The sequence below is a fragment of the Aquitalea pelogenes genome (genome assembly GCF_041914625.1).
Lineage (GTDB): Bacteria > Pseudomonadota > Gammaproteobacteria > Burkholderiales > Chromobacteriaceae > Aquitalea > Aquitalea pelogenes.
The window spans coordinates 287,188-308,469 of the sequence record NZ_JAYSDA010000001.1 but is presented as its reverse complement, the minus strand read 5'-3'; the positions used below and the strand labels follow the sequence as shown (position 1 = coordinate 308,469).

General features: G+C 62.2%; 21 protein-coding genes. 18 read left to right on the top strand and 3 right to left on the bottom strand.

Annotated elements, in window-relative coordinates:
• Positions 1 to 8 precede the first annotated feature (8 nt).
• The 3 genes from ACE3SE_RS01555 to ACE3SE_RS01545 all read right to left on the bottom strand — a co-directional run bounded on the left by ACE3SE_RS01555 (position 9) and on the right by ACE3SE_RS01545 (position 4,939).
• Positions 9 to 3,089, bottom strand: coding sequence for an efflux RND transporter permease subunit (locus ACE3SE_RS01555; RefSeq protein WP_374553509.1), 3,081 nt, complete (start codon positions 3,087 to 3,089; stop codon positions 9 to 11).
• Entirely contained in the window at positions 3,086 to 4,201 is a 1,116-nt protein-coding gene (locus ACE3SE_RS01550; RefSeq protein WP_374553507.1) for an efflux RND transporter periplasmic adaptor subunit, read from the bottom strand. Before ACE3SE_RS01550 ends, ACE3SE_RS01555 begins: the two co-directional genes overlap by 4 nt.
• Before the next feature lie 84 nt (positions 4,202 to 4,285).
• Positions 4,286 to 4,939 (bottom strand): TetR/AcrR family transcriptional regulator, encoded by a 654-nt coding sequence (locus ACE3SE_RS01545; RefSeq protein WP_374553506.1) that lies wholly within the window; start codon positions 4,937 to 4,939, stop codon positions 4,286 to 4,288.
• Between the two features lie 55 nt (positions 4,940 to 4,994).
• Between ACE3SE_RS01545 and ACE3SE_RS01540 the strand changes: the two genes are divergently transcribed.
• The 18 genes from ACE3SE_RS01540 to ACE3SE_RS01455 all read left to right on the top strand — a co-directional run bounded on the left by ACE3SE_RS01540 (position 4,995) and on the right by ACE3SE_RS01455 (position 21,257).
• Positions 4,995 to 6,455, top strand: coding sequence for an efflux transporter outer membrane subunit (locus ACE3SE_RS01540; RefSeq protein WP_374553504.1), 1,461 nt, complete (start codon positions 4,995 to 4,997; stop codon positions 6,453 to 6,455).
• 367 nt (positions 6,456 to 6,822) lie between these two features.
• The gene (locus tag ACE3SE_RS01535) at positions 6,823 to 7,020 is read left to right on the top strand and encodes a hypothetical protein (protein ID WP_374553503.1); all 198 of its coding nucleotides are present in this window, start codon (positions 6,823 to 6,825) and stop codon (positions 7,018 to 7,020) included.
• A 170-nt stretch (positions 7,021 to 7,190) separates the two neighbouring features.
• The gene (gene hybD, locus ACE3SE_RS01530; RefSeq protein WP_062789301.1) at positions 7,191 to 7,799 is read left to right on the top strand and encodes a HyaD/HybD family hydrogenase maturation endopeptidase; all 609 of its coding nucleotides are present in this window, start codon (positions 7,191 to 7,193) and stop codon (positions 7,797 to 7,799) included.
• Entirely contained in the window at positions 7,799 to 8,122 is a 324-nt protein-coding gene (locus ACE3SE_RS01525) for a HypC/HybG/HupF family hydrogenase formation chaperone (protein ID WP_062789284.1), read from the top strand. The genes hybD and ACE3SE_RS01525 overlap by 1 nt, the downstream gene beginning before the upstream one ends.
• A complete protein-coding gene (locus ACE3SE_RS01520; RefSeq protein ID WP_374553501.1) occupies positions 8,122 to 8,562 on the top strand; it encodes a hypothetical protein in 441 nt (146 codons plus the stop codon). Before ACE3SE_RS01525 ends, ACE3SE_RS01520 begins: the two co-directional genes overlap by 1 nt.
• On the top strand, positions 8,559 to 9,422 hold the full coding sequence (locus ACE3SE_RS01515) for a hydrogenase expression/formation protein (RefSeq protein ID WP_062789289.1): 864 nt from the start codon (positions 8,559 to 8,561) through the stop codon (positions 9,420 to 9,422). Before ACE3SE_RS01520 ends, ACE3SE_RS01515 begins: the two co-directional genes overlap by 4 nt.
• The gene (locus ACE3SE_RS01510) at positions 9,422 to 9,646 is read left to right on the top strand and encodes a rubredoxin (RefSeq protein WP_045845133.1); all 225 of its coding nucleotides are present in this window, start codon (positions 9,422 to 9,424) and stop codon (positions 9,644 to 9,646) included. Before ACE3SE_RS01515 ends, ACE3SE_RS01510 begins: the two co-directional genes overlap by 1 nt.
• A complete protein-coding gene (hybE, locus tag ACE3SE_RS01505; RefSeq protein WP_374553499.1) occupies positions 9,643 to 10,107 on the top strand; it encodes a [NiFe]-hydrogenase assembly chaperone HybE in 465 nt (154 codons plus the stop codon). Before ACE3SE_RS01510 ends, hybE begins: the two co-directional genes overlap by 4 nt.
• A complete protein-coding gene (locus ACE3SE_RS01500; RefSeq protein ID WP_374553497.1) occupies positions 10,104 to 11,117 on the top strand; it encodes a hypothetical protein in 1,014 nt (337 codons plus the stop codon). Before hybE ends, ACE3SE_RS01500 begins: the two co-directional genes overlap by 4 nt.
• On the top strand, positions 11,110 to 11,451 hold the full coding sequence (gene hypA, locus ACE3SE_RS01495; protein WP_374553495.1) for a hydrogenase maturation nickel metallochaperone HypA: 342 nt from the start codon (positions 11,110 to 11,112) through the stop codon (positions 11,449 to 11,451). The genes ACE3SE_RS01500 and hypA overlap by 8 nt, the downstream gene beginning before the upstream one ends.
• Before the next feature lie 72 nt (positions 11,452 to 11,523).
• A complete protein-coding gene (hypB, locus tag ACE3SE_RS01490; RefSeq protein WP_374553493.1) occupies positions 11,524 to 12,561 on the top strand; it encodes a hydrogenase nickel incorporation protein HypB in 1,038 nt (345 codons plus the stop codon).
• 3 nt (positions 12,562 to 12,564) lie between these two features.
• Positions 12,565 to 14,877, top strand: coding sequence for a carbamoyltransferase HypF (gene hypF, locus ACE3SE_RS01485; RefSeq protein ID WP_374553491.1), 2,313 nt, complete (start codon positions 12,565 to 12,567; stop codon positions 14,875 to 14,877).
• 45 nt (positions 14,878 to 14,922) lie between these two features.
• Positions 14,923 to 15,150 (top strand): HypC/HybG/HupF family hydrogenase formation chaperone, encoded by a 228-nt coding sequence (locus ACE3SE_RS01480; protein WP_045845135.1) that lies wholly within the window; start codon positions 14,923 to 14,925, stop codon positions 15,148 to 15,150.
• Positions 15,147 to 16,265: a hydrogenase formation protein HypD gene (gene hypD, locus ACE3SE_RS01475; RefSeq protein WP_045845136.1), complete on the top strand. Its 1,119-nt coding sequence runs from the start codon at positions 15,147 to 15,149 to the stop codon at positions 16,263 to 16,265. The genes ACE3SE_RS01480 and hypD overlap by 4 nt, the downstream gene beginning before the upstream one ends.
• The gene (gene hypE, locus ACE3SE_RS01470) at positions 16,262 to 17,302 is read left to right on the top strand and encodes a hydrogenase expression/formation protein HypE (protein ID WP_374553489.1); all 1,041 of its coding nucleotides are present in this window, start codon (positions 16,262 to 16,264) and stop codon (positions 17,300 to 17,302) included. The genes hypD and hypE overlap by 4 nt, the downstream gene beginning before the upstream one ends.
• A gap of 94 nt (positions 17,303 to 17,396) precedes the next feature.
• Positions 17,397 to 18,836, top strand: coding sequence for a sigma-54-dependent transcriptional regulator (locus ACE3SE_RS01465; RefSeq protein WP_374553487.1), 1,440 nt, complete (start codon positions 17,397 to 17,399; stop codon positions 18,834 to 18,836).
• The gene (locus tag ACE3SE_RS01460; RefSeq protein ID WP_374553485.1) at positions 18,820 to 19,821 is read left to right on the top strand and encodes a hypothetical protein; all 1,002 of its coding nucleotides are present in this window, start codon (positions 18,820 to 18,822) and stop codon (positions 19,819 to 19,821) included. Before ACE3SE_RS01465 ends, ACE3SE_RS01460 begins: the two co-directional genes overlap by 17 nt.
• Positions 19,818 to 21,257: a nickel-dependent hydrogenase large subunit gene (locus ACE3SE_RS01455; RefSeq protein WP_374553483.1), complete on the top strand. Its 1,440-nt coding sequence runs from the start codon at positions 19,818 to 19,820 to the stop codon at positions 21,255 to 21,257. The genes ACE3SE_RS01460 and ACE3SE_RS01455 overlap by 4 nt, the downstream gene beginning before the upstream one ends.
• Positions 21,258 to 21,282: the final 25 nt, after the last annotated feature.

The window sequence follows — 21,282 nt, the reverse complement described above, 5'->3', positions numbered from 1 at the left end:
AACTGGCACTAAATGGCGGATAAGCCTTTTGATTGATCGGGTTTGATCCTGAACCAGATCGAATACATGGCAGGCAGGAATACCAAGGTCAGGATGGTCCCGGCCAAGGTGCCGCCAATCAGGGTGTAAGCCAGCGTTCCCCAGAACACCGAATGGGTGAGTGGGATGAAGGCAAAAATGGCTGCCAGCGCAGTCAGAATCACTGGCCGTGCCCGCTGCACGGTTGCTTCGACTACCGCGCGGAACGGGTCCAGCCCGGCCTTTTCGTTTTCACGAATCTGGCCGATCAGGATCAGCGTGTTGCGCATCAGAATGCCGGATAGGGCAATCAGGCCCACCAGCGCATTGATGCCGAAGGGTTGCTGGAACAGAAGCAGCGTCGGCACCACACCAATCAGCCCCAGCGGACTGGTGAGAAAGACCATTACCATCCCGGAGATAGAGCGAACCTGCAGAATGATGATGAGCAGCGTGAGGGCAATCATGATAGGAAACAGAGGCAGCATGGCAGTGCTGGCCTTGCCGGATTCCTCAATGGAGCCCGCTTCAACGATGTGGTAGCCGCTTGGCAGCATTGCCATGATGGGTTGCAGCTGCTTGGTCATTGCTGTTGATACGTCTGGCGGCTGCAAGCCTTCGGCAATGTCACCACGCACCGTGATGGTTGGCGTTCGGTCGCGGCGGCGCAGGACAGGATCCTCCATACGAACCTCGACCTTACCGACCTGGGACAAGGGAATGCGCTGCCCGGTCGCGCCAACCAGCGTGAAACCAGCAATCTTCGCCGGATCAAGACGGATATCTCCGGCTGCACGGCCAACCACTTGCACGGCACGGATATCTTCACGTACCTCGGTCAATGGCACTCCCGAGAGGAGGAACTGCAATTGCGATGCCACCGCGCTTGAACTCAAACCGAAAGACTGCAGTCGATCTTGATCAAGGGCAAAATGCAGGGTGGGTACGCGCGTGCCCCAATCGGTGTTGACAGTGCGCATCATCGGGCTGGCATTCATTACCCCTGCTACTTGCGCAGCAATCGCGCGCAGCTTGTCGGGGTCTGGTCCCGTCACGCGATAGGCAACAGGGAATGGCGAGGGAGGACCAAACACGATCTGAGTGACACGGACTCTTGCCTCGGGGGCCAAGCCCTCGGCTGCTGCCTCCCGGAGTCGGAACTTGAGGGCTTCGCGTTCATGGTCATTACCGGTCAGCACCACGATTTTGGCAAACGACGGGTCAGGCAATTCCGGTGCCATTGCCAGGAAGAAGCGGGGAGCGCCTTGCCCAATGTAGGAGGTGACCACTTTTGCTTCTTTCTGCTTGGCCAGCCACGCTTCTACCTTCGCGGTTGCAGCACTGGTTTGCTGGATCGAAGTGCCATAAGGCATCTGCACTTCAACCAGCACTTCTGGCCGGTCGGAAGTCGGAAAAAACTGCTTCTTCACGATACCCATGCCCACAATGGCCAAGGTAAACATCCCGACAACTGCGCCAGCTACCCACCATTTGCTGGCAATGACGCGCCCCAGCAACTGCCGGAAGCGGTTGTAGCGAGGCGTGTTGTAGAGCGCTTCATGCCCTCCTTCCACCTTCTTGAAGTCTGGTAACAGCTTGACCCCGAGATAGGGCGTGAAGACCACGGCCACTACCCATGACGCAATCAGCGCAATCCCGACGATCCAGAACATATTGCTGGTATATTCACCCGCTGTGGACCGTGCGAATCCGTTTGGCATGAAGCCGATCGCGGTGACCAAGGTCCCCGACAGCATGGGTGCTGCGGTATGACTCCAGGCATAGGCCGATGCGGCAATACGGTCGTACCCTTCCTCCATCTTCACCACCATCATCTCAATCGCAATGATGGCGTCATCCACCAGCAAACCCAGCGCCAGAATCAGCGAGCCCAGGGTAATGCGGTCGAAGTTCTTGCCAGAAGCGGCCATGACGACGAACACGGCAGCCAATGTCAGTGGAACCGCCGCAGCCACCACAATACCGACGCGCCAGCCCATGCTGACAAAGCACACCACCATCACCACCAGCAAGGCGACGAAGAACTTCACCATGAACTCGTCCACTGCCGAGTGGATATTGACCGCCTGGTCAGTCACTTTCGATAAGGTCATTCCCTTGGGGAGTTCAGCATTGATCTTGGTGACTTCGGCCTCAAGTGCCTTGCCCAGATCAAGCCCATTCCATTCGTCGCGCATCACCACGCCGAGTAACAATGCCGGTTCACCGCCATTACGGACCAGGAAAGTGGCGGGGTCTTCATAGCCACGTGCCACGGTGGCCACATCGGACAGCTTCAGCGTGCGTCCCTGTACAACAATCGGGGTCTGCCGAATCTTCTCCAGTTTGTCGAACGCCCCATCGATACGAACAAACACCTCAGGGCCTTTGGTCTCGATCGACCCGGCTGGCGTCAGCACGTTCTGGCTGTTCAAGGCGGCAAAAATGTCCTGCGGCGTAACGCCCAGCGTTGCCAGACGATCATGCGAGAAAGAGACGAAAATACGTTCCGGCTGCTCGCCGATGATATTGACCTTCTTGACCCCGGCGACATGCAGCAGTTGCTGGCGCAGCGCCTCTGCATCGCGCACCAGCAGTCTTTGCGGCTCGCCCTTGGCTTTGAGGGCAAACAGTGCAAACGTCACGTCCGCATATTCGTCGTTGACCATGGGGCCAATGACGCCTGCAGGCAGCTTTTTGGCTTCGTCACTAATCTTTTTGCGCGCCTGATAGAACTCTTCCTGAACTTCTGATGGTGGCGCGCTATCGAGCAGGGAAACCATAGTGAAAGCCAAGCCGGGGCGGGTGAAGGTTTCGGTGCGGTCATACCACCGAAGCTCTTGCATACGTTTTTCCAGGGGGTCCGCCACCTGATCCTGCATCTCCTGCGCCGTTGCACCCGGCCAGGCGGTCATGATCGTCATCTGCTTGATGGTGAATGGCGGATCTTCCGCCCGGCCTAGCTTGAAAAAGGCCAGGACGCCTGCGGCAGAAATCAGCAGGATCAGGAATAGGGTGATGGCGCGCTCCCGTACGGCGAGCGCAGATAGATTGAAGCGGCCCTCGCTCATGGGCGGTCTCCTTCGGCAGTGCTATTGAAGACCTGTTTGGCAAGCCGAACCTGTTCGCCTTCACGCAGCAGATGGGCTCCGAGTGCGACAATCTTGTCGCCTGGTACGAGCTTGCCCGTTACGCGGGCATGGTCGTCTTCAATGCGCTGGACCACGACGGGACGCCAGGAGACCTTGGCCGGCTTGCCATTAATGACCCAGACGCCAGGCCCTTTACCCGCATCGAACAAGGCAGCGATGGGTACCCGCATGCCCGCCGTGTCAAGCGCATGTCCATCCGGAATCTGGATGGAAACGGTCGCGCCCAGCGGCGCATTGGCTAGCTCGCCATCCAGCACGTAGCGTGCTTCGAAGGTACGGGTCAGGCGATCGGCAGTCTCTGAGAGCTGGCGTAGTTTGGCGGGGACAGGATGGGTTTCAGATCCATATAGCGCAGCTTGCCCGACAGAGCCTACCGCCGGACGCAAGGTCTCCGGCAACTGGATGACCGCTTCACGCCGACCGGCATGGGCAAGGCGCACAACAACTTGCCCGGCATTCACCACCTGGCCGGGTTCTGCCAGCGTTTCCATCACCACGCCATCGCCATCCGCGAGAAGCTCGGCATAACGACTGGCATTACGGGCGACATCAGCCTGAGCTTCTGCTGCGCTCAACTGGGCTTTGGCTGCATCTGCTGCGGCTTTGCTCTGGTCGTAAGCAGAAGCAGAGATTGCGCCTGTACCGCGCAGTTCACGGTAACGCGCTTCGTCCTGTGCCGCCTGCTGCGCCCGCGCCCGCGCGGCACTGACCGACTCCTGCTGGGCATTGGCGGCCAGCCGCAGATCGACCGGGTCAATCCGCATCAGCAGTTGGCCGCGCTTGACGGTTTGGCCTGCGTCGACAAGGCGCTCCAACACCTTGCCGGAAACGCGAAAGCCGAGATCGCTTTGAACGCGGGCGGCTACAGTACCAGTGAATGAGCGCGATTCAGGCGTGCTGGCCTGCACAATGGCAGCGCGCACCAAGGGCGTGCTGCTGCGGGGGTCGGTCTGTGCTGTTTCGCCGCAAGCGACCAAGGCAAACGGCAAGGCACAGATGACGGTAGAGATGATAAGGCGATGCCGAAGCATGAAAGTCCCTTTGACGAATTGATCGGGACTTTCAGTATTATTCTTGTGACCAAATTAGTCAATGGTCACTGCTCAAGTGTAGCTTCACGGCGACAGGCTGCGTAGTACCAGGCTGGAAAGCTGGGCCGGGGCTTCTTCGGTGTAATCAAAGCTGTATTGCAATATCAGGGGGTGTAGAAAGGGCCGCATCACCAGGAAAATTGCCGTGGTGGTTTCATCCAGTGGCGTTTTGCGTTCGAAGTCGCCGCTGAGCCGACCCTGTTGCACAATGTCTTGCAACAAATTGCGAATGCGTTCCTCGTAAGTAATGGTAGCCGGCCAGCGCTCACCCGCCGCAGACGCTGCAATTTCATACAGCTTTCTATCCTGAAAAAACAGTCTTAAGCTTGATTCCACAATGGTTTTAAACATACGCCGCAGCTTTTCTGGCGGGCCTTCCACTGCGTCAACTGCCGCTTTGACATCGTCTTCGATCTCGCGCAGGCAGTTACTGCAAATCATCTCGCCAATGGCTTGCTTGGATTCAAAGAACTTGTAGATATAGGCCTTGGAAAAGCCGATGGCTTTGGCAAGGTCAGACACCGTGGTTTTCTCATAACCATAGAGGCTGAAATGCTCGGTGGCGGCAGTGACGATTTGATCGCGGACTTCGTGATCCGCCGGGCCACGTGCTGCGTTCGGGGATGTGTGTGCATTTTTCATGGCTAGTAGCTTACAGACGTGCTCAAAAATTGACAATCGGTGACTATTATGTATTATGGTCACTAAAGTTCATTTTACTCCGGAGTCGCCCGTGCTAGCAAAACATCCTCTCGCCTTGCTTGTTGCCGCCAGTTTGTTGACCGGCTGTGCCGTTGGCCCCGATTACGTCCGGCCCAACCCGACGATGCCGGAACGGTATATGGGTGCTGCCGCAGTGGAGCAGCGGCATGCCACCACCAATGCCGACCTGGCAGCATGGTGGGCGGGCTTTGGCGATGCGCAACTGAGTCGATACGTCATGTTGGCGCTGGAGCAGAACCTCGATCTGGCACAAGCCTCGGCACGCGTGCTGCAAGCACGGGCAGGCTTGGGGGCGGCCAATGCAGCGCTGTTGCCCGCCGGTAATATCAGTGGACAAGCCGCCAGAGCTTACCAATCGGTTGAAGCGCCTTTAGGGCAAGTCTTGAATGCGCAGCCTGGTTTCAACCGTTATGGCAATAACTACGAGGCTGATCTTGGCGCTAGTTGGGAGCTGGATGTGTTTGGCGGCTTGCGTCGTGGCCGCGAAGCGGCGCTGGCCGAGTATCAGGCTTCGCAGGCTGGTGCGACTGCCACCCGCTTGGCGGTAGCAGCCCAGACGGCCGATATCTACATCAGCATTCGCGGCTTGCAAACCCGCTTGGCTGTTGCGCGTCAACAGGTTGAAAAGCAGCAAGCACTGCTTGATACCATCCAGTTGCTGTATAGCAAAGGCTTGGTCGCTGAACTGCAGGTGAACCAGGAAGAGGGGGCGCTGGCGCAGGTCCAGTCCTCGGTGCCGGTGCTTGAGACCGGTCTGGATGCCGCCATGAATGCCTTGGATGTAATGCTGGGCTCGCCCCCCGGCACCCATCGTGCCGAGCTGGCCACTGTGAGTGCCATTCCGACCGTTCCTCAAATCACCGCCACTGGATCTCCGGCCGACTTGCTACGGCGGCGGCCAGACCTGATTGTGGCCGAGCGCCGCCTGGCTGCATCCAATGCGCGTATTGGCGTGGCGATTGCCGAGTACTACCCCAAGTTGTCATTAAGTGGGCTGATGGGTAGTGCCACGGCGGTATCCTCCAGCAATCTGTTCACCAGTGGTGCCAGCCAGGCCTCCGGCGTGCTGGGGCTGCGTTGGCGCTTGTTCGATTTTGGCCGCATCAACGCGCAGATTGACCAAGCCAAGGGTCAGGAGGCCGAAATGCTGGCCGCTTATCGACTGGCCGCGCTGCATGCAACTGAGGATGTCGAAAACGCGTTCTCAGCCTTGGTTAAACGTGAGGAGCAAGTTACCGTCCTGGCAAGGGGAGTGGACTCGCTCAGCCGCGCCCGATCCGCTTCGTTTGCCGCGTATCAAAAAGGGATAGTCAGTCTGATCGAGGTTCTACAGGCTGATGAAAACCTGCTGCGCGCCTCTGACGCACAAGCACAAGCCAAAACTGAAGCAGCACGTGCAGCGGTTGCAGCCTTCAAAGCACTTGGCGGTGGATGGCAGCCCAGTGAGTCTGAGGTACTAGCAATCAAGTGACAAAGTCACATCTTGTGTACCCTGGCGACTGGCGGAATGAATTGCCCCACGTTTGCTCTATACTTTTGTGGCCGCTTCCAATCGGTTAGTGGCCACAGTTCATCTGGAGCTCGAACGTCCGCTTTGGCCGAATTTGAGACCTTGGCTTCGTATCAACGCTCCTGGTCGAAAGCTGACTCTTTCCGATTACTAGCAGTCTGACATGCCTTGCCATGGCGATACCCATATTGCATGAAAATGCAATGACTTTGCGGGCTACCAATCTCAGATATCACTCATCGCCACCTGGCTGTACCGAACCCCTCTCCAACTCCCCTCCCCCTGACCTTCCCTACGATTTGCCTCATATCCTGCATGAGGAAATATCGTGTCCCGCACCATCAAGCTGATCGTCATCCACTGCGCCGCCAGCCCCAATGGCAAGGTGTTTGGCGCTGCATCCGGGACTGCCGCAGCCTTCCTCGACCAGTGGCATGCCCAGCGTGGTTTTCACCGCCAGCTGGCGCCATTCCCGAATCAGCCATGTCCATTGCCGGGAACGCCTCCATGCACGGCAGCTACCTGATCACTACTGGTTAGATGGTTTGCACTTTTACTTTCCATTTGTCAGGGCTATGTCCTTGCATCGCGTATGGAATATGCCTCAAGCCCCTGATCTGACACACATTCCCTGCAAGCCCGGCACTGGCATGAATCTTGATCTGTAACCCATTCCGTTACAGCAGTATCGAAACCATGCACACCGCACACATCACCATCATGGGGCTGGGCAACCTGCTCTGGGCTGACGAAGGCTTTGGCGTACGCGCCGCCGAGCAGCTGTTTGCCCGCTACCAGCTCCCTGCCAACGTCGACGTTGTGGACGGTGGCACCCAAGGCCTGTTGCTGCTGCCCTATGTAGAAGAAGCGGACCGGCTGATCCTGTTTGACGCCATCGACTTTGGCCTCACGCCCGGCACGCTCAAGGTGTACCGCGACGATGCCGTACCGGCCTATCTCACCGCCAAGAAAATGAGCTTGCACCAGACCGGGTTTTCCGAGGTGCTGGCACTGGCCGACCTCAAGGGCAACCTGCCCGGCCAGATTGTGCTGATCGGCGTACAGCCGGTGCAGCTGGAAGACTATGGTGGCAGCCTGACCGAGCCGGTGCGTGCACAGCTGGAACCGGCCATTGCGCTGGCCGTGCAGCAGTTGCAGGACTGGGGCGTCAGCCTGTCACCCCGCCAGGACGACGACCGGCTGAATCACGCCAGCCTGGACATGCAGCGCTATGAAGACGAACGCCCGTCAGCCGAGCTGGCCTGCCGCATTGGCGACGACCGCGTGCTGCAAGGAGAAGGCTGATGTGTCTGGGCATCCCCATGCAAGTGGAACGCTGTCACGAACTGGAGGCCGACTGCCAGCACGCAGGGCAATGGCAAACGGTAGACCTGTCGCTGGTGGGCGCAGTACAGCCCGGTGACTGGCTGCTGGTATTCATGGGCGCGGCACGCGAGGTGCTAAGCGCCGAACGTGCGGCCGACATTCTGGACGCGCTGGCCGCACTGGATGCCGCCATGAACGGCCGTTTCGACCCGGCCATCCATCTGGCCGACCTCAATCAGCGCGAACCGCAGCTGCCACCGCATCTGCAGGCGCAATTGGACGCACAAAGGAAAACCTCCTGATGAGCAACCCGCAAGACAATCTGCTGCAACGGCTGGCTGACAGCGGCTACCAGGCCGTTGATGCCGCCAGCCTGGACTCGCTGGCCGCTGCCACGCCAAACCTGATCGTGATGCTGAATGCCGACCCGGTGAAATACCCGGAAGTGCTGGACAATGTGGTGATCGTGCCGGAAGTGCTGCGCGAATTCCCCGCCGGCACCTTCCACGTAGCCTATGCCGACCTGCCAGCCAGCCAGGCCATTGCCAAACGCTTTGGCATCCTGAAATTCCCCGCCCTGCTGTTTCTGCGTCAGGGCGAATACGTGGGCATCATCGCCGGCCTGCAGGACTGGCCGGACATCGTGCACAGCTTTGCCGACAAGCTCACCGCCACCACCCGTCGCCCGCCTTCGGTCGGCATTCCGGTCACCAGTGCCAGCAGCGAGAAAGGTTGCGCATGAACATCAAACCCTTCCCCGTCGCCGTGGTGGGCCTTGGCCCCGGCTCGCAACCGGAAGACCCGGACCTGGCCTACATGCCGCTGCCGCGTGAAATCGACAGCTTCGACCAGCCCACCCTGCCCACCTCGGAAGAGGTGGAACACCTGCATGCCGCCAAACAGGTGATTGCCGAGCTGATTGCCCAGTTGCAGGGCTATCAGGGTGATGCCGAGGTTTACCCGGTGCAGGACATCAGCCAGCTTGATGCCGCCAACCGCCAGCTGATCAACCAGCTATTGGGCGAAGGCGAGGTGTCCTGTCGGGTGAAACTGCTGGACGGCCGCGAACTGGACATGCAGGAGTCGGTGTTCGCCGGTATCTGGCGCGTGCTGGAAAGCAGCGCCGATGGCCAGCTGCTGGCCGACCGCATTGAAGCCTGCCCGATTCCCGCCGCCGTATGGCAGGCTGCCCGCGCGTTTGGCAAAGGTGAGCTGGACATCCCCACCCTGCCCGACCAGCTGATGAATGCCGGGCCGGTACTGACCGAAATTGCCGCCGCCATGCAAAACCCCGGCAGCGAGGCCCATATCATCAACTTTTCCTTGCTGCCGATGAGCCCGGCCGACATGGACTGCCTGGATGCCATCCTGGGGCCGGGCAATAGCGGGGTGTTTTCCCGTGGCTATGGCAAATGCCGCATCATGGCCACCTCGCTACGCAATGTCTGGCGCGTGCAGTACTTCAACGGCATGAACAGCATCTTGCTGGATACGCTGGAAATCACCCGCATTCCGGAAGTGGCGCTGGCCTCGGAGGATGATCTGGCCGACTCGCTGGACCGCCTGCAGGAAGCCTGGCAGTGGTTGCAAGGGGAATACTGATGGACGGGCGCTTTGAAGGCTCCTATCTGGGACGCGACGCCAGCCTGGCGGACGATGCGCGCATGGAATGCAAGATCTGCTGGTGGGTGTACGACCCGGCCCAGGGCGACGATGTATGGCAGATTCCGCCCGGCACGCCGTTTTCCGCCCTGCCGGAACACTGGCGCTGCCCGGTATGCGATGGCGCACGCGACCAGTTCATGGTGCTGGACAGCCCGGCATGAACCCAGCCCACAACCCCGGCCCCCGGCTGGAACAGCTGTTCCGCCAGATTGCCGACACCCGCATGCAGGGCATTCCCATCCTCAACCCGGCCTTGCAGGTACAGGCCATCGGCTTTCAGCAGTGGGACGGCCCGCATGGCCAGCTATGGGTGGGCGTGCTGCTCACCCCCTGGTTCATGAACCTGTTGCTGCTGCCTGCCGCAGCCGACAGCCTGCCGCCGGTGCCACCGGGGGGCGAGGTGGTGGTGCAACTGCCGGGTGACGCCCTGCCCTTCATGGCTGGCCATGAAGACGCACTGGGCGACTACCGGCTGTGCTCGCTGTTTTCGCCGGTGCTGCAATTTGCCGATCAGGCCAGCGCCTGTGCTACGGCGGAAGAAGTACTCAAGCTGCTGTTTCCACCGGCACAGCCCGCCGCACCGGATATGTCCCGCCGTCGCCTGTTTGGACTGAGCCGATGAATACCGACCGGATTCACATTGTCCTGAGCCAGAACAAGGACAGCACGACTGCCGTTCGCGTAAGCTGGCCGCGCATGGAGGCCGAGCGCCTGTTCATCGGCCAATCCGTGGCACAGGTCGAGGCCATGACGCCCCTGTTGTTCACCCTGTGTGCCAGGGCGCAGAGCCTGGCCGCCCGACTGGTGTTGCAACAGGCAGCCGGTCAGCAGGCCACGGCAAGTGATGAACAGCATGCCACGCTGACACTGGAAGCCGTGCGGGAAACCCTGCGCAAGCTGCTGCTGGACTGGTCGCAGGCTTTTGATGGCGCACCGGCGGCGGCACAGTGGACCGCACAATGGCGCACGGCACAGGATCTGCCCACCCTGCGCAGTCTGGCCGAAGCCTTTGTCTACGGCGAAGACTGCCAGCACTGGCTGCAACGCGGCGAAGACGGCTGGCTGGCCTGGCTGATGCAAGGCGATACCGCACCGGCACGCTGGCTGCGCATGCTGGATCAGCCGCTGCCGGGCTGTACGCTGCTGCCCCCGCTTGGCGCTGGCATGCTGGCGGCGCATCTGGCCGACTGGCTGCGTCCCGGCGGGCCGGTGTGGCAGGGACAGGCATGTGAAGTGAGCGCACTGGCACGCGAGGCGGATCAACTGCCCGGCATGCTGGAAATGAATTTGCGTCCGCGTGCACGGCTGCTGGCGCGGCTGCTGCAACTGGCGCGCTGGCTGAGCGGCACACAGCAACTGCAAGCCAGTGTCGCCAGCCTGCCCGATGGCGCGCTGGCGCTGGTGGAAACCGCACGCGGGCCGCTGCTGCATCTGGCGGCGCTGGATGCAGCAGGCCGCATCAGCCGTTACCGGGTGCTGCCGCCCACGCTGTGGCATGCGCATCCGGAAGGGGTATTGCGGGTAAGCCTGGGTTTTCTGGCCAAGGCCAATACCGCAGAATGGCAGCGCCAGATCAGCCTGATCGACCCCTGTGTGGCATACAGCGTGAGCAAGGAAACCGAATATGCATGAAATGTCACTGGCCGAAGGCATCGTCCAGTTGCTGGAGGACCAAGCCAGGGCCCAGGACTTCAGCCGGGTCAAACAGGTGTGGCTGAGCATAGGCGAGCTGGCCGGAGTGGAAGTGGAAGCCCTGGATTTTTGCCTGGAAGTGGTCAGCCGCGACACGCTGGCCGATGGCGCGCGCTTTCACTTTGTGCGCCAGCCCGGTGAAGGCTGGTGCCTGGCCTGCAGCCAGCGCGTGGCCGTCCATGCCCGCTTTGATGCCTGCCCACTGTGCGGCAAGCATCAGGTGCAAGTAACCGGTGGCGATGAAATGCGCGTCAGCGAACTGGAAGTGGAATAAGCCCCGCCCCATGAATACCGGCAAGTGGCCACCGGCCGCTGCCATCAGAATGAAAAACAAGGAGAGGCAGCAATGTGTACCGTTTGCGGCTGCAGCAAAGGCAATGTGAAGATTGAAGGCCGGGCTCCCGGCGGCGTGAAGTTTCCGTATCGCCCGCACCATGCGCATGATCATGGCCATTCCCACGACCACGACCACGACCACGACCACGACCACGACCACGACCACGACCATCATCATGTCCACGCCCGCCCGGCACCGGCAAGCCCGGCAGGCCAGGCGGCAGAACATCAGCCCACGCTCAGCCAGCAGGCGGGTGGCGCGGCGCTGCATTACGGTCAGGGCGCGGCCCATGCCCATGCGCCGGGCCTGAGCCAGGCGCGCATGGTGAAGATCGAGCAGGACATCCTGTCCAAGAACGATGGCTATGCCGCGCAAAACCGCCAGTGGCTGCGCGACCGCGGCATCTTTGCATTGAATCTGGTGTCCAGCCCCGGTTCGGGCAAAACCACCCTGCTGGCCGAAACCATCCGCCAGCTGGGCAGCGACACCCTGGTATACGTGGTGGAAGGCGACCAGCAAACCAGCAACGATGCCGAGCGCATCCGCGCGGCCGGCGCACCGGCCATCCAGATCAACACCGGCAAGGGCTGCCATCTGGACGCCCACATGGTGGGCCAGGCGCTGGAACAGCTGAACCCGGCGGACGACAGCCTGTTGCTGATCGAAAACGTCGGCAATCTGGTGTGCCCGGCCGCTTTCGATCTTGGCGAGGCACACAAGGTGGCCATCCTCTCCGTGACCGAAGGCGAGGACAAACCGCTGAAGTATCCGGACATGTTTGCCGCCGCCGACATCATGCTGCTGACCAAGATCGACCTGCTGCGCCATCTGGATTTCGACGTGGACGTGTGCATTGCCAACGCGCGGCGCATCAACCCCAAAATCAAGGTATTGCAGCTGTCCAGCAAGAGCGGCGACGGCATGGACCTGTGGATTGACTGGCTGTTGCTGGAAATGAACGATGCCCAGCTGGTGAAGCAGCGTGAAGTGGCCCGCCTGCGCCAGCAGATTGCCGCGCTGGAACAGCAATTGCAGGAGCGCCGCTGAATCATGCCGACACAACGCTTGCGACTGGCCATCCGCGGCCGGGTTCAGGGAGTGGGCTTCCGTCCCTTCATCTGGCGCACCGCCCAGGCGGAAGGCCTGTCCGGCTTTGTACACAACAGTGGCGAGGGCGTAACGGTGGAACTGCAAGGCAGCAGCAGCCAGCTGGCCGCCTTCCAGCTGCAACTGCAACAGCACCTGCCGCCACTGGCGCAGATCGACAGCATGCAGCAAACCCTGCTGGACCCATTGCCGGACGAAGACGGCTTTGAAATACGCAGCAGCAGCGGCAGCACCACCCAGGCACGCCTGCCTGCCGACAGCGCCACCTGTCCGGCCTGCCTCGCCGAATTGTTCAACCCCGCTGACCGCCGCTATCGCTACCCCTTCATCAACTGTACCGATTGCGGCCCGCGCTACACCGTCACCCATCGCCTGCCCTACGACCGGGCCAACACCAGCATGCTGCCCTTCTTGCTGTGCCCGACCTGTCGCAGCGAATACCAGAGCCCGCACAGCCGCCGCTTTCATGCCGAACCCACCGCCTGTCCGGACTGTGGCCCGCAGCTGCAACTGACCGACCGCTTTGGCATTGCTCTGAATGGCGACCCGCTGCACGGCGCATGGCAGATCCTGCAGATGGGCCGCAGCATTGCCATGAAGGGCCTGGGCGGTTTTCATCTGGTGTGCGACGCCACCAATCCTGAGGCCGTGGCGCGGCTGCGACAGCTCAAGCATCGCCCCGGCAAGCCACTGGCAGTGATGGCGCTCAATGTGGAATCAGTCCGCGCCTTTTGTGAAGTCAGCCCGCAGGAAGCCGCCTGGCTGCAACGCCCGGAACGGCCCATCGTGCTGCTGCAAAAGAAACCGGAAGCCGACCAGCGGATGCCGGACATCGCGCCCGGCATTGCCGCCATCGGCGTGATGCTGCCCTACACCCCGCTGCAATGGCTGCTGTTCCACGAAGCACTGGGTCGCCCGCAAGGCGAGCAATGGCGCGAGCAAGCCTGTGAGCAAACCTGGGTGATGACCAGTGCCAACCTGTCCGGCGAACCCATTGTCACCAGCAATCAGGAAGCGCGTGAACGGTTGAACAAAGTGGCCGACGTGTTCCTGCTGCACAACCGCAGCATCGTCACCCGCTGCGACGACAGCGTGCTGGCGCTGCAAGGCGGTGAGCCCATGTTCTTCCGCCGGGCGCGCGGCTTCGTGCCGGACCCATTGCCGCTGGCCGACAGCGGGCCGGACGTGCTGGCGCTGGGCGCTTATCTCAAGACCACGGCCACCGTGCTGCGCGGCAACGAGGCTTTTGTCTCACAATATGTGGGCGACCTGGACCACCCGCTCAGTTGCGAGGCGCTGGAACATACCGCCCAGCATCTGCTGGACCTGACCGGCGTCAGTCCGCAGGCCATTGCCTGCGATCTGCAACCGGACAGTTTTTCCAGCCAGCTGGCACAACAATGGTCGCAGCAGCTGGGGATTGCAGTGCTGCCGGTGCAGCACCACCATGCCCACCTGGCGGCGGTCATCGCCGAGCATGGCTTGCAAGGCCCGACGCTGGGTCTGGCGCTGGATGGTTATGGCCTGGGCAAGAACGGTGGTGCCTGGGGCGGCGAACTGATGATGCTGGAAGGTGCCAGTTGCGAGCGCATGGGTCATATCACCCCCTTGCCGCTGCCCGGTGGCGACAAGGCCGCGCGCGAGCCCTGGCGCATGGCGGTGGGCTTGTGGCACCGGCTGAGCGGCGAGCTGCCCTTGCCGCAGCACCTGAGCGAGCGCCCGGGCCTGCCCATGCTGCTGCGCCAGCTGGAAACCGGGCTCAACTGTCCGGACACCACCAGCATGGGCCGCTGGTTCGACGCCATTGCCGGCCTGACTGGCATCTGCCCGGAACAAAGCTTCGAGAGCGAGGCCGCACAAAAACTGGAAGCGCTGGCCGCGCCCTGTGCGCCGCTGGCCGGTGGCTGGCAGGTGTCTGCCGCCAATTTGCTCGACCTCACCCCGCTGGCGCGCCAGTTGCTGCAACTGCACGACCCGGTGGCCATTGCCAGCCTGTGGCACGCCACGCTGGCGCATGCGCTGGCCGACTGGGCCGCACGTGCCGCCAGCACCACCGGCATACGGCAACTGGTGCTGGCCGGTGGCTGCTGCGCTAACCGCCAATTGCTGCAAGGCCTGCTGCCGCTGCTGCGTGACGCCGGCCTGCAAGTACACACCGCCCATGCCCTGCCGCCCAACGATGGCGGCCTGAGCCTGGGTCAGGCCTGGGTGGCCCGCCAGCGGCTGCTGCAGGGTAATGCGCAGCAATGGCGCTGATGCGCCTGCCCTTGCAGCGCAAACACAATAACAAGGAGAAACAATATGTGCCTGGCCATGCCGGTAAGAATCAGCCAGCTACTGCCCGACGAGATGGCCGTAGTGGACGTGGACGGTGTCAGCCGTGAAGTCTCGGTCGCCCTGATCGACAGCCCGCAGGAAGGCGATTACGTCATCCTGCATGTCGGTTACGCCATCGGCAAACTGGACCCGGAAGAAGCCGCCCGCACCCTGGCCTTGATGGATCAATTGGCAGCGGGGGAGCAGGCATGAAATATGTAGACGAATTCCGCCGTGGCGATGTTGCCCGTGGCATGGCTGCGCAAATCAGCCGTCTGGTGGACCCGGCGCGTGAATACCGGCTGATGGAGTTCTGCGGCGGCCACACCCACGCCATTGCCCGCTACGGTCTCACCGGCTTGCTGCCGGACAATATCAGGCTGATCCACGGCCCCGGCTGTCCGGTGTGCGTGCTGCCCATCGGCCGGGTGGATTCCGCCATCGAGCTGGCGCTGCGTCCGGATGTCATCCTGTGCAGCTATGGCGACACCCTGCGCGTACCGGCATCAAACAAGATGAGCCTGTACCAGGCGCGTGCCAAGGGCGCTGACGTGCGCATGGTGTACTCCACCAATGACGCCTTGCAGATTGCCCGCGACAACCCGCACAAACAGGTGGTGTTTTTCGCCATCGGCTTTGAAACCACCACCCCGCCCACCGCACTGGCGCTATTGCAGGCACGGCAGGAACAGCTGGCCAATTTCAGCGTGTTCTGCAACCACGTACTGACCCCGCCCGCCATGCGCCATCTGCTGGCCGCAGGCGATGCGGTGCAGCTGGACGGCTTTATCGGCCCCTCCCACGTCAGCACCGTGATTGGCAGCGCACCCTATGCCGCCGTGGCCGCAGAGTTTGCCAAGCCAGTGGTGATTGCCGGTTTCGAACCGCTGGACGTGCTGCAGGCGGTGGCCATGCTGGTGGAGCAGATCAACCAGGGCCGTACCGAGGTGGAAACCCAGTTTACCCGTGCCGTCACCCATGAAGGCAATCAGAAAGCCCGCGAGCGGGTGGCGCAAACCATGGTGCTGCGCGACAGCTTTGAATGGCGCGGCCTGGGCCAGGTGCCGCACTCCGCGCTGGCCATTCACCCCGACTTTGCCGAATTTGACGCCGAGCTGCGCTTTGCCCTGCCCTATCGTCACGTGCCGGACCACAAGGCCTGTGAGTGCGGTGCCATCCTGCGTGGCCAGAAGCAGCCGCAGGACTGCAAGGTATTCGGCATTGTCTGCACCCCGGACAACCCGCTGGGCTCCTGCATGGTGTCCAGCGAAGGGGCCTGTGCCGCCCATTACCACTATGGCCGTTTCGTACAGGGAGCCACGGCATGAGCAAGCCCTACACCCGTCCGCTCGACCTCAAGCACGGTCTGGTCAACCTTACCCACGGCAGCGGTGGCCGCGCCATGGCCCAGCTGGTGAGCGAGCTGTTTGCCGCCGAATTTGCCAACGACTGGCTGGCGCAGGGTAATGACCAGGCCATCCTGCCGCCACCGGGCGGACGCATCGCCATTGCCACCGACAGCCATGTCATCTCGCCCTTGTTCTTCCCCGGCGGCGACATCGGCAGCCTGGCGGTACATGGCACGGTGAACGACCTGGCCATGGGCGGTGCCACGCCGCTTTATCTGTCCGCCGGTTTCATTCTGGAAGAAGGCCTGCCGCTGGCTGATCTGGCCCGCATCGTGCGCTCCATGGCGGCCGCCGCACGTGAAGCCGGGGTGGCCATTGTCACCGGCGACACCAAGGTGGTGGAACGCGGCAAGGGCGATGGCGTGTTCATTTCCACCACCGGCGTGGGCGTGGTGGCCGACGGGGTGAACCTGTCCGGCGATCAGGCTCGCCCCGGCGATGTGATCCTGCTTTCCGGCACGCTGGGCGATCATGGCATGGCGGTGATGTCACAGCGTGAAGGGCTAGGCTTTGCCAGCCCCATCCTGTCCGACAGCGCAGCCCTGCACACGCTGGCTGCCGCACTGATGGCCGCCAGCCCCGGCCTGCGCCTGATGCGCGACCCCACCCGTGGCGGCCTGGCCACCACGCTCAACGAAATCGCCCAGCAGTCCGGCGTGGGCATGCGGCTGCAGGAAAGCGCCATTCCGGTACAGGCCAGCGTGCGCGCCGCCTGCGAATTTCTGGGATTGGACCCGCTCTACATCGCCAACGAGGGTAAACTGGTGGCCATTTGCCCGGCAGCAGAGGCAAACGCGGCGCTGGCGGCACTGCATGCCCACCCGCTGGGACAACAGGCGGCCATCATTGGCGAAGTGGTAGCCGATGCCCACCAGTTTGTGCGGGTGCAGACCGATTTTGGCGGCGAACGCCTGCTGGACTGGCTGAGCGGCGAAATGCTGCCGCGCATTTGTTGAGTGCTTGTCCGATACTGCAAGCAACCATACAGGCCGGGCCTGCCCGCACCATAGCAAACACAACGTACCGAACACACCTTGGGGAATAACAACAATGCGCGCCAAACCCGCCATCTTGCTGGTGGATGATGAAATCCGCTCTCTGGAAGCCCTGGAACGCACGCTGGAAGACGACTTCACCCTGTTTACCGCCAATGGCGCTGCCGAGGCACTGGCCATTCTGGATTCGGAATTCATTCAGGTCGTGGTGAGCGACCAGCGCATGCCGGACATGAGCGGCGTGGAGTTTCTCAAGCAGGTGCGCGAACGCTGCCCGCAAGTCATCCGCATCATCCTGTCCGGTTACACCGACAACGCCGACATCATTGCCGCCGTCAACGAAGCGGGTATCTATCAATACCTGCTCAAGCCGTGGCGGCCGGAATCGCTGCTGCTCACCGTGCAGGGCGCAGTGGAGCTGTTCCGCCTGCAGCAGGAAAACGAACTGCTGAACGTGGAGCTGAAATCGTCCGAGCCCTGGCTCAAGGTGCGGGTGGACAGCAAGCGCGAGCAAATGCGCGAACGCTCGGCCATGGACAATATCGTGCGTGCGCCGGACAGCAGCATGAGCAAGATCTGCGCACTGCTGTCGCGGGTGGCACCGTTTGACATCGCCGTACTGATTGAAGGCGAATCCGGCGTGGGCAAGGAATTGCTGGCGCGCGCACTGCACTATGCCAGCCACCGCCGCGACCGCCCCTTCGTGGTGGAAAACTGCGCCGCCATGCCGGAACAACTGCTGGAAAGCGAGCTGTTCGGCCACAAGCGCGGTGCCTTCACCGGGGCCTACCAGGACCGCATCGGCCTGTTCCAGCAAGCCGATGGCGGCACCATTTTCCTGGATGAAATCGGCGAAACCTCGCCCGCCTTCCAGGCCAAGCTGCTGCGCGTGCTGCAAGAGGGCGAAATCCGCCCGGTGGGCAGCCCGCGCCCGCTCAAGGTGAATGTGCGCGTGGTATCCGCCACCAACAAGCAACTGGCCGAGCTGGTACGCGCCGGTCAGTTTCGCGAAGACCTTTACTACCGCCTGTCCGCCTTTACCGTCAGCGTACCGCCGCTGCGCGACCGGCCACAGGACATTCCGCTGATTGCGCACAGCCTGCTGGAAGAAGCCTGCCAGCACTATCAGCGCCCGGCTGCCCACTTTGGCGCGGATACCCTGCAAGCCATGCAGGACTACCGCTGGCCGGGCAATGTGCGTCAGCTGCGCAACGAGATCAACCGCATGCTGGTATTGAGCGACGAAGACCGGCTGGGTGCCGAGCTGCTGTCGGCCGAAGTACTGCAGGCGGCAGCCGAAGAGCAAGTCGCCGAGCTGGCCTTTCTTTCCGGCCTGCCGGGCGATCTGAAAACCCGCATGGAAGAACTGGAAAAGCAAATCCTGCGCGAAACCCTCACCCGGCTGCGCTGGAACAAAACCCGCGCGGCGGCCGAGCTGGGACTGTCCCGCGTCGGCCTGCGCAACAAGCTGACCCGCTATGGCCTCGAAAAATAAGCGCCTGCTGTGGCTGCAATCCGGTGGCTGCGGCGGCTGTACCCTGTCGCTGCTGAATGCCGAATCACCCAGCCTGTTCACCACGCTGGAGGACATCGGCATCGAGCTGATCTGGCACCCGAGCTTTGCCGAGCAAAGCCTTGATGAAGCCATGCACTTGCTGCAAGCCCTGGCCGATGGCAGCGAGCCGCTGGACATGCTGTGCCTGGAAGGATCGGTAATGACTGGTGCCGCCGGGCGCTTCCACCTGCTGCCGGACGGTCAAAGCATGAGCACGCTGATCGAACAACTGGCGCGCCGCGCCCGGCAAGTCATCGCCGTGGGCACTTGCGCTGCCTATGGCGGCATCAGCGCGGCGGGCGACAACCTGACCGGTGCGGTGGGGCTGAACCACAGCGGCAATCATCCGGGCGGACTGCTGGGCGGAGACTTCCACGCCGTAGGCGGACTGCCGGTGGTGAACATCTCCGGCTGCCCTACCCATCCGGGCTGGGTACTGGAAACCCTGGCCTTGCTGGCCAGTGACAGCCTCAAGGCCAGCGACCTCGACCCGCTCGGCCGCCCGCGTTTTTACGCCGACAAGCTGGTACACCACGGCTGCGACAAGAACGAATTCTACGAATTCAAGGCCAGCGCCACAGCACCGGGCCAGATGGGCTGCCTGATGGAACACGTGGGCTGCAAGGGCACCCAGGCCCATGCCGACTGCAACAGCCGTGGCTGGAATGGCGAGGGTTCCTGCCTCACCGGCGGCTACCCCTGCATCAACTGCACTGCGCCGGACTTTGCCGACCCCGGCCATGGTTTCTTCAGCACACCGCAGGTGGCCGGTTTCCCGGTAGGCCTGCCCACCGACATGCCCAAGGCCTGGTTTGTCGCACTGGCCACGCTGTCCAAATCCGCCACGCCGGCCCGGGTACGGCAGAATGCCACCCGCGACCGCCTGACCGTGCCACCCTCCCTGCCGAAAAAGAACAAAGCATGAGCCGCCGCATTCTTGGTCCCTTCAACCGTGTCGAGGGCGATCTGAACATCACGCTGGACTTTACCGATGGCAAGGTCAGCGCCGCCCGCGTCACCGCCCCGCTGTTTCGCGGTTTCGAACGGATATTGCTGGGCCGCGAGCCGCTGGACGCTCTAGCCATCGTGCCGCGCATCTGCGGCATCTGTTCGGTATCGCAATCGGTGGCGGCTGCCAATGCGCTGTCTGCCCTGTATGGCATCAGCCCGCCAGCCAATGGCCTGCATGTGCGCAATCTGGTCCATGCGGTGGAAAACATTGCCGACCATCTCAGCCATTTCTATTTGTTCTTCATGCCGGATTTTGCCCGCGCCGACTACCAGTCCCGGCCCTGGCATGCAGACACCCTCGCCCGCTTCCAGGCCCAGCGCGGCAGTAGCGTCGCCCCCATGCTGGAGGCACGCGCCATCCTGATGCGCTTCATGGGCAGCCTGGCCGGTCACTGGCCGCACACGCTGTGCCTGCAACCGGGTGGCGTCACCAAGGTGGTGAGCGCGGCCGAACGGGTGCGCTTGCAGCAATGGTTGCGCACCTTCCGCCGTTATCTGGAACAGCACACCTTCGGCCTGCCGCTGGAAGCCATCGTAGAACTGGACTCGGCAGAGGCACTGGCAAACTACCGCGAGCAAGCCCCCAAGGCGGACTTTGCCTGTTTTCTGCACATTGCCGACAAGCTGCAACTGCACCAACTGGGCCGTAGCTACGACCGCTTCATTGCCGCCGATGCCTATGCCGCGCCGGATGGCTGCTGGAGCCCGGCCGGGGTATGGCAGGACGGCAGTCGCCTGCCGCTGGAACTGGACGACATCAGCGAGGACAACCACAGCAGCTGGCTGGCTGGCGAGGGTTCGGCAACGCCCTTGCATAACGACACGGTACCGCTGCCGGACAAGGCCGAAGGCTACAGCTGGAGCAAGGCCCCGCGCATTGCCGGTGCCGCCGCCGAAACCGGCGCACTGGCACGCGGCCTGCTGCGTGGCGAGCCGCTGCTGCTTGCCCTGTTGGCAGAACATGGTGGCAATGTACTGAGCCGGGTGGTGGCGCGCCTTACCGAAGTGGCACGCATCGTGCCGCAGATGGAACAATGGCTGGCGGCATTACAACTGGACGACGCTTTCCAGCTGGCCACCCCCACCCAGCCACAACACAGCCAGGCTATCGGCCTGACCGAGGCGGCACGCGGCATGCTGGGGCACTGGGTGGCACTGGATGCCGGGCGCATCAGCCGCTACCAGATCATCGCGCCGACAACATGGAATTTCTCGCCGCGCGACAGCCAGGGCCTGCCCGGCCCGCTGGAAAAGGCGCTGGAAGGGGTGGAAGCCAGCGACCCGCAAGCCTTGCACGTGCAGCACATCGTGCGCAGCTTCGACCCCTGTCAGGTGTGTACCACGCACTAAGAGTCAGCAGACAAATCCAGCTGCC

Excerpts from the sequence above, each read along its gene's own strand:
- ACE3SE_RS01515 (WP_062789289.1), top strand. The coding sequence starts at position 8,559 with ATGAACATCAAACCCTTCCCCGTCGCCGTGGTGGGCCTTGGCCCCGGC.
- ACE3SE_RS01465 (WP_374553487.1), top strand. The coding sequence starts at position 17,397 with ATGCGCGCCAAACCCGCCATCTTGCTGGTGGATGATGAAATCCGCTCT.
- ACE3SE_RS01460 (WP_374553485.1), top strand. The coding sequence starts at position 18,820 with ATGGCCTCGAAAAATAAGCGCCTGCTGTGGCTGCAATCCGGTGGCTGC.
- ACE3SE_RS01455 (WP_374553483.1), top strand. The coding sequence starts at position 19,818 with ATGAGCCGCCGCATTCTTGGTCCCTTCAACCGTGTCGAGGGCGATCTG.
- hypE (WP_374553489.1), top strand. The coding sequence starts at position 16,262 with ATGAGCAAGCCCTACACCCGTCCGCTCGACCTCAAGCACGGTCTGGTC.
- ACE3SE_RS01525 (WP_062789284.1), top strand. The coding sequence starts at position 7,799 with ATGTGTCTGGGCATCCCCATGCAAGTGGAACGCTGTCACGAACTGGAG.
- hypB (WP_374553493.1), top strand. The coding sequence starts at position 11,524 with ATGTGTACCGTTTGCGGCTGCAGCAAAGGCAATGTGAAGATTGAAGGC.
- hypF (WP_374553491.1), top strand. The coding sequence starts at position 12,565 with ATGCCGACACAACGCTTGCGACTGGCCATCCGCGGCCGGGTTCAGGGA.
- ACE3SE_RS01510 (WP_045845133.1), top strand. The coding sequence starts at position 9,422 with ATGGACGGGCGCTTTGAAGGCTCCTATCTGGGACGCGACGCCAGCCTG.
- hybE (WP_374553499.1), top strand. The coding sequence starts at position 9,643 with ATGAACCCAGCCCACAACCCCGGCCCCCGGCTGGAACAGCTGTTCCGC.
- ACE3SE_RS01550 (WP_374553507.1), bottom strand. The coding sequence starts at position 4,201 with ATGCTTCGGCATCGCCTTATCATCTCTACCGTCATCTGTGCCTTGCCG.
- ACE3SE_RS01555 (WP_374553509.1), bottom strand. The coding sequence starts at position 3,089 with ATGAGCGAGGGCCGCTTCAATCTATCTGCGCTCGCCGTACGGGAGCGC.
- ACE3SE_RS01520 (WP_374553501.1), top strand. The coding sequence starts at position 8,122 with ATGAGCAACCCGCAAGACAATCTGCTGCAACGGCTGGCTGACAGCGGC.
- hypA (WP_374553495.1), top strand. The coding sequence starts at position 11,110 with ATGCATGAAATGTCACTGGCCGAAGGCATCGTCCAGTTGCTGGAGGAC.
- ACE3SE_RS01480 (WP_045845135.1), top strand. The coding sequence starts at position 14,923 with ATGTGCCTGGCCATGCCGGTAAGAATCAGCCAGCTACTGCCCGACGAG.
- hybD (WP_062789301.1), top strand. The coding sequence starts at position 7,191 with ATGCACACCGCACACATCACCATCATGGGGCTGGGCAACCTGCTCTGG.
- ACE3SE_RS01500 (WP_374553497.1), top strand. The coding sequence starts at position 10,104 with ATGAATACCGACCGGATTCACATTGTCCTGAGCCAGAACAAGGACAGC.
- hypD (WP_045845136.1), top strand. The coding sequence starts at position 15,147 with ATGAAATATGTAGACGAATTCCGCCGTGGCGATGTTGCCCGTGGCATG.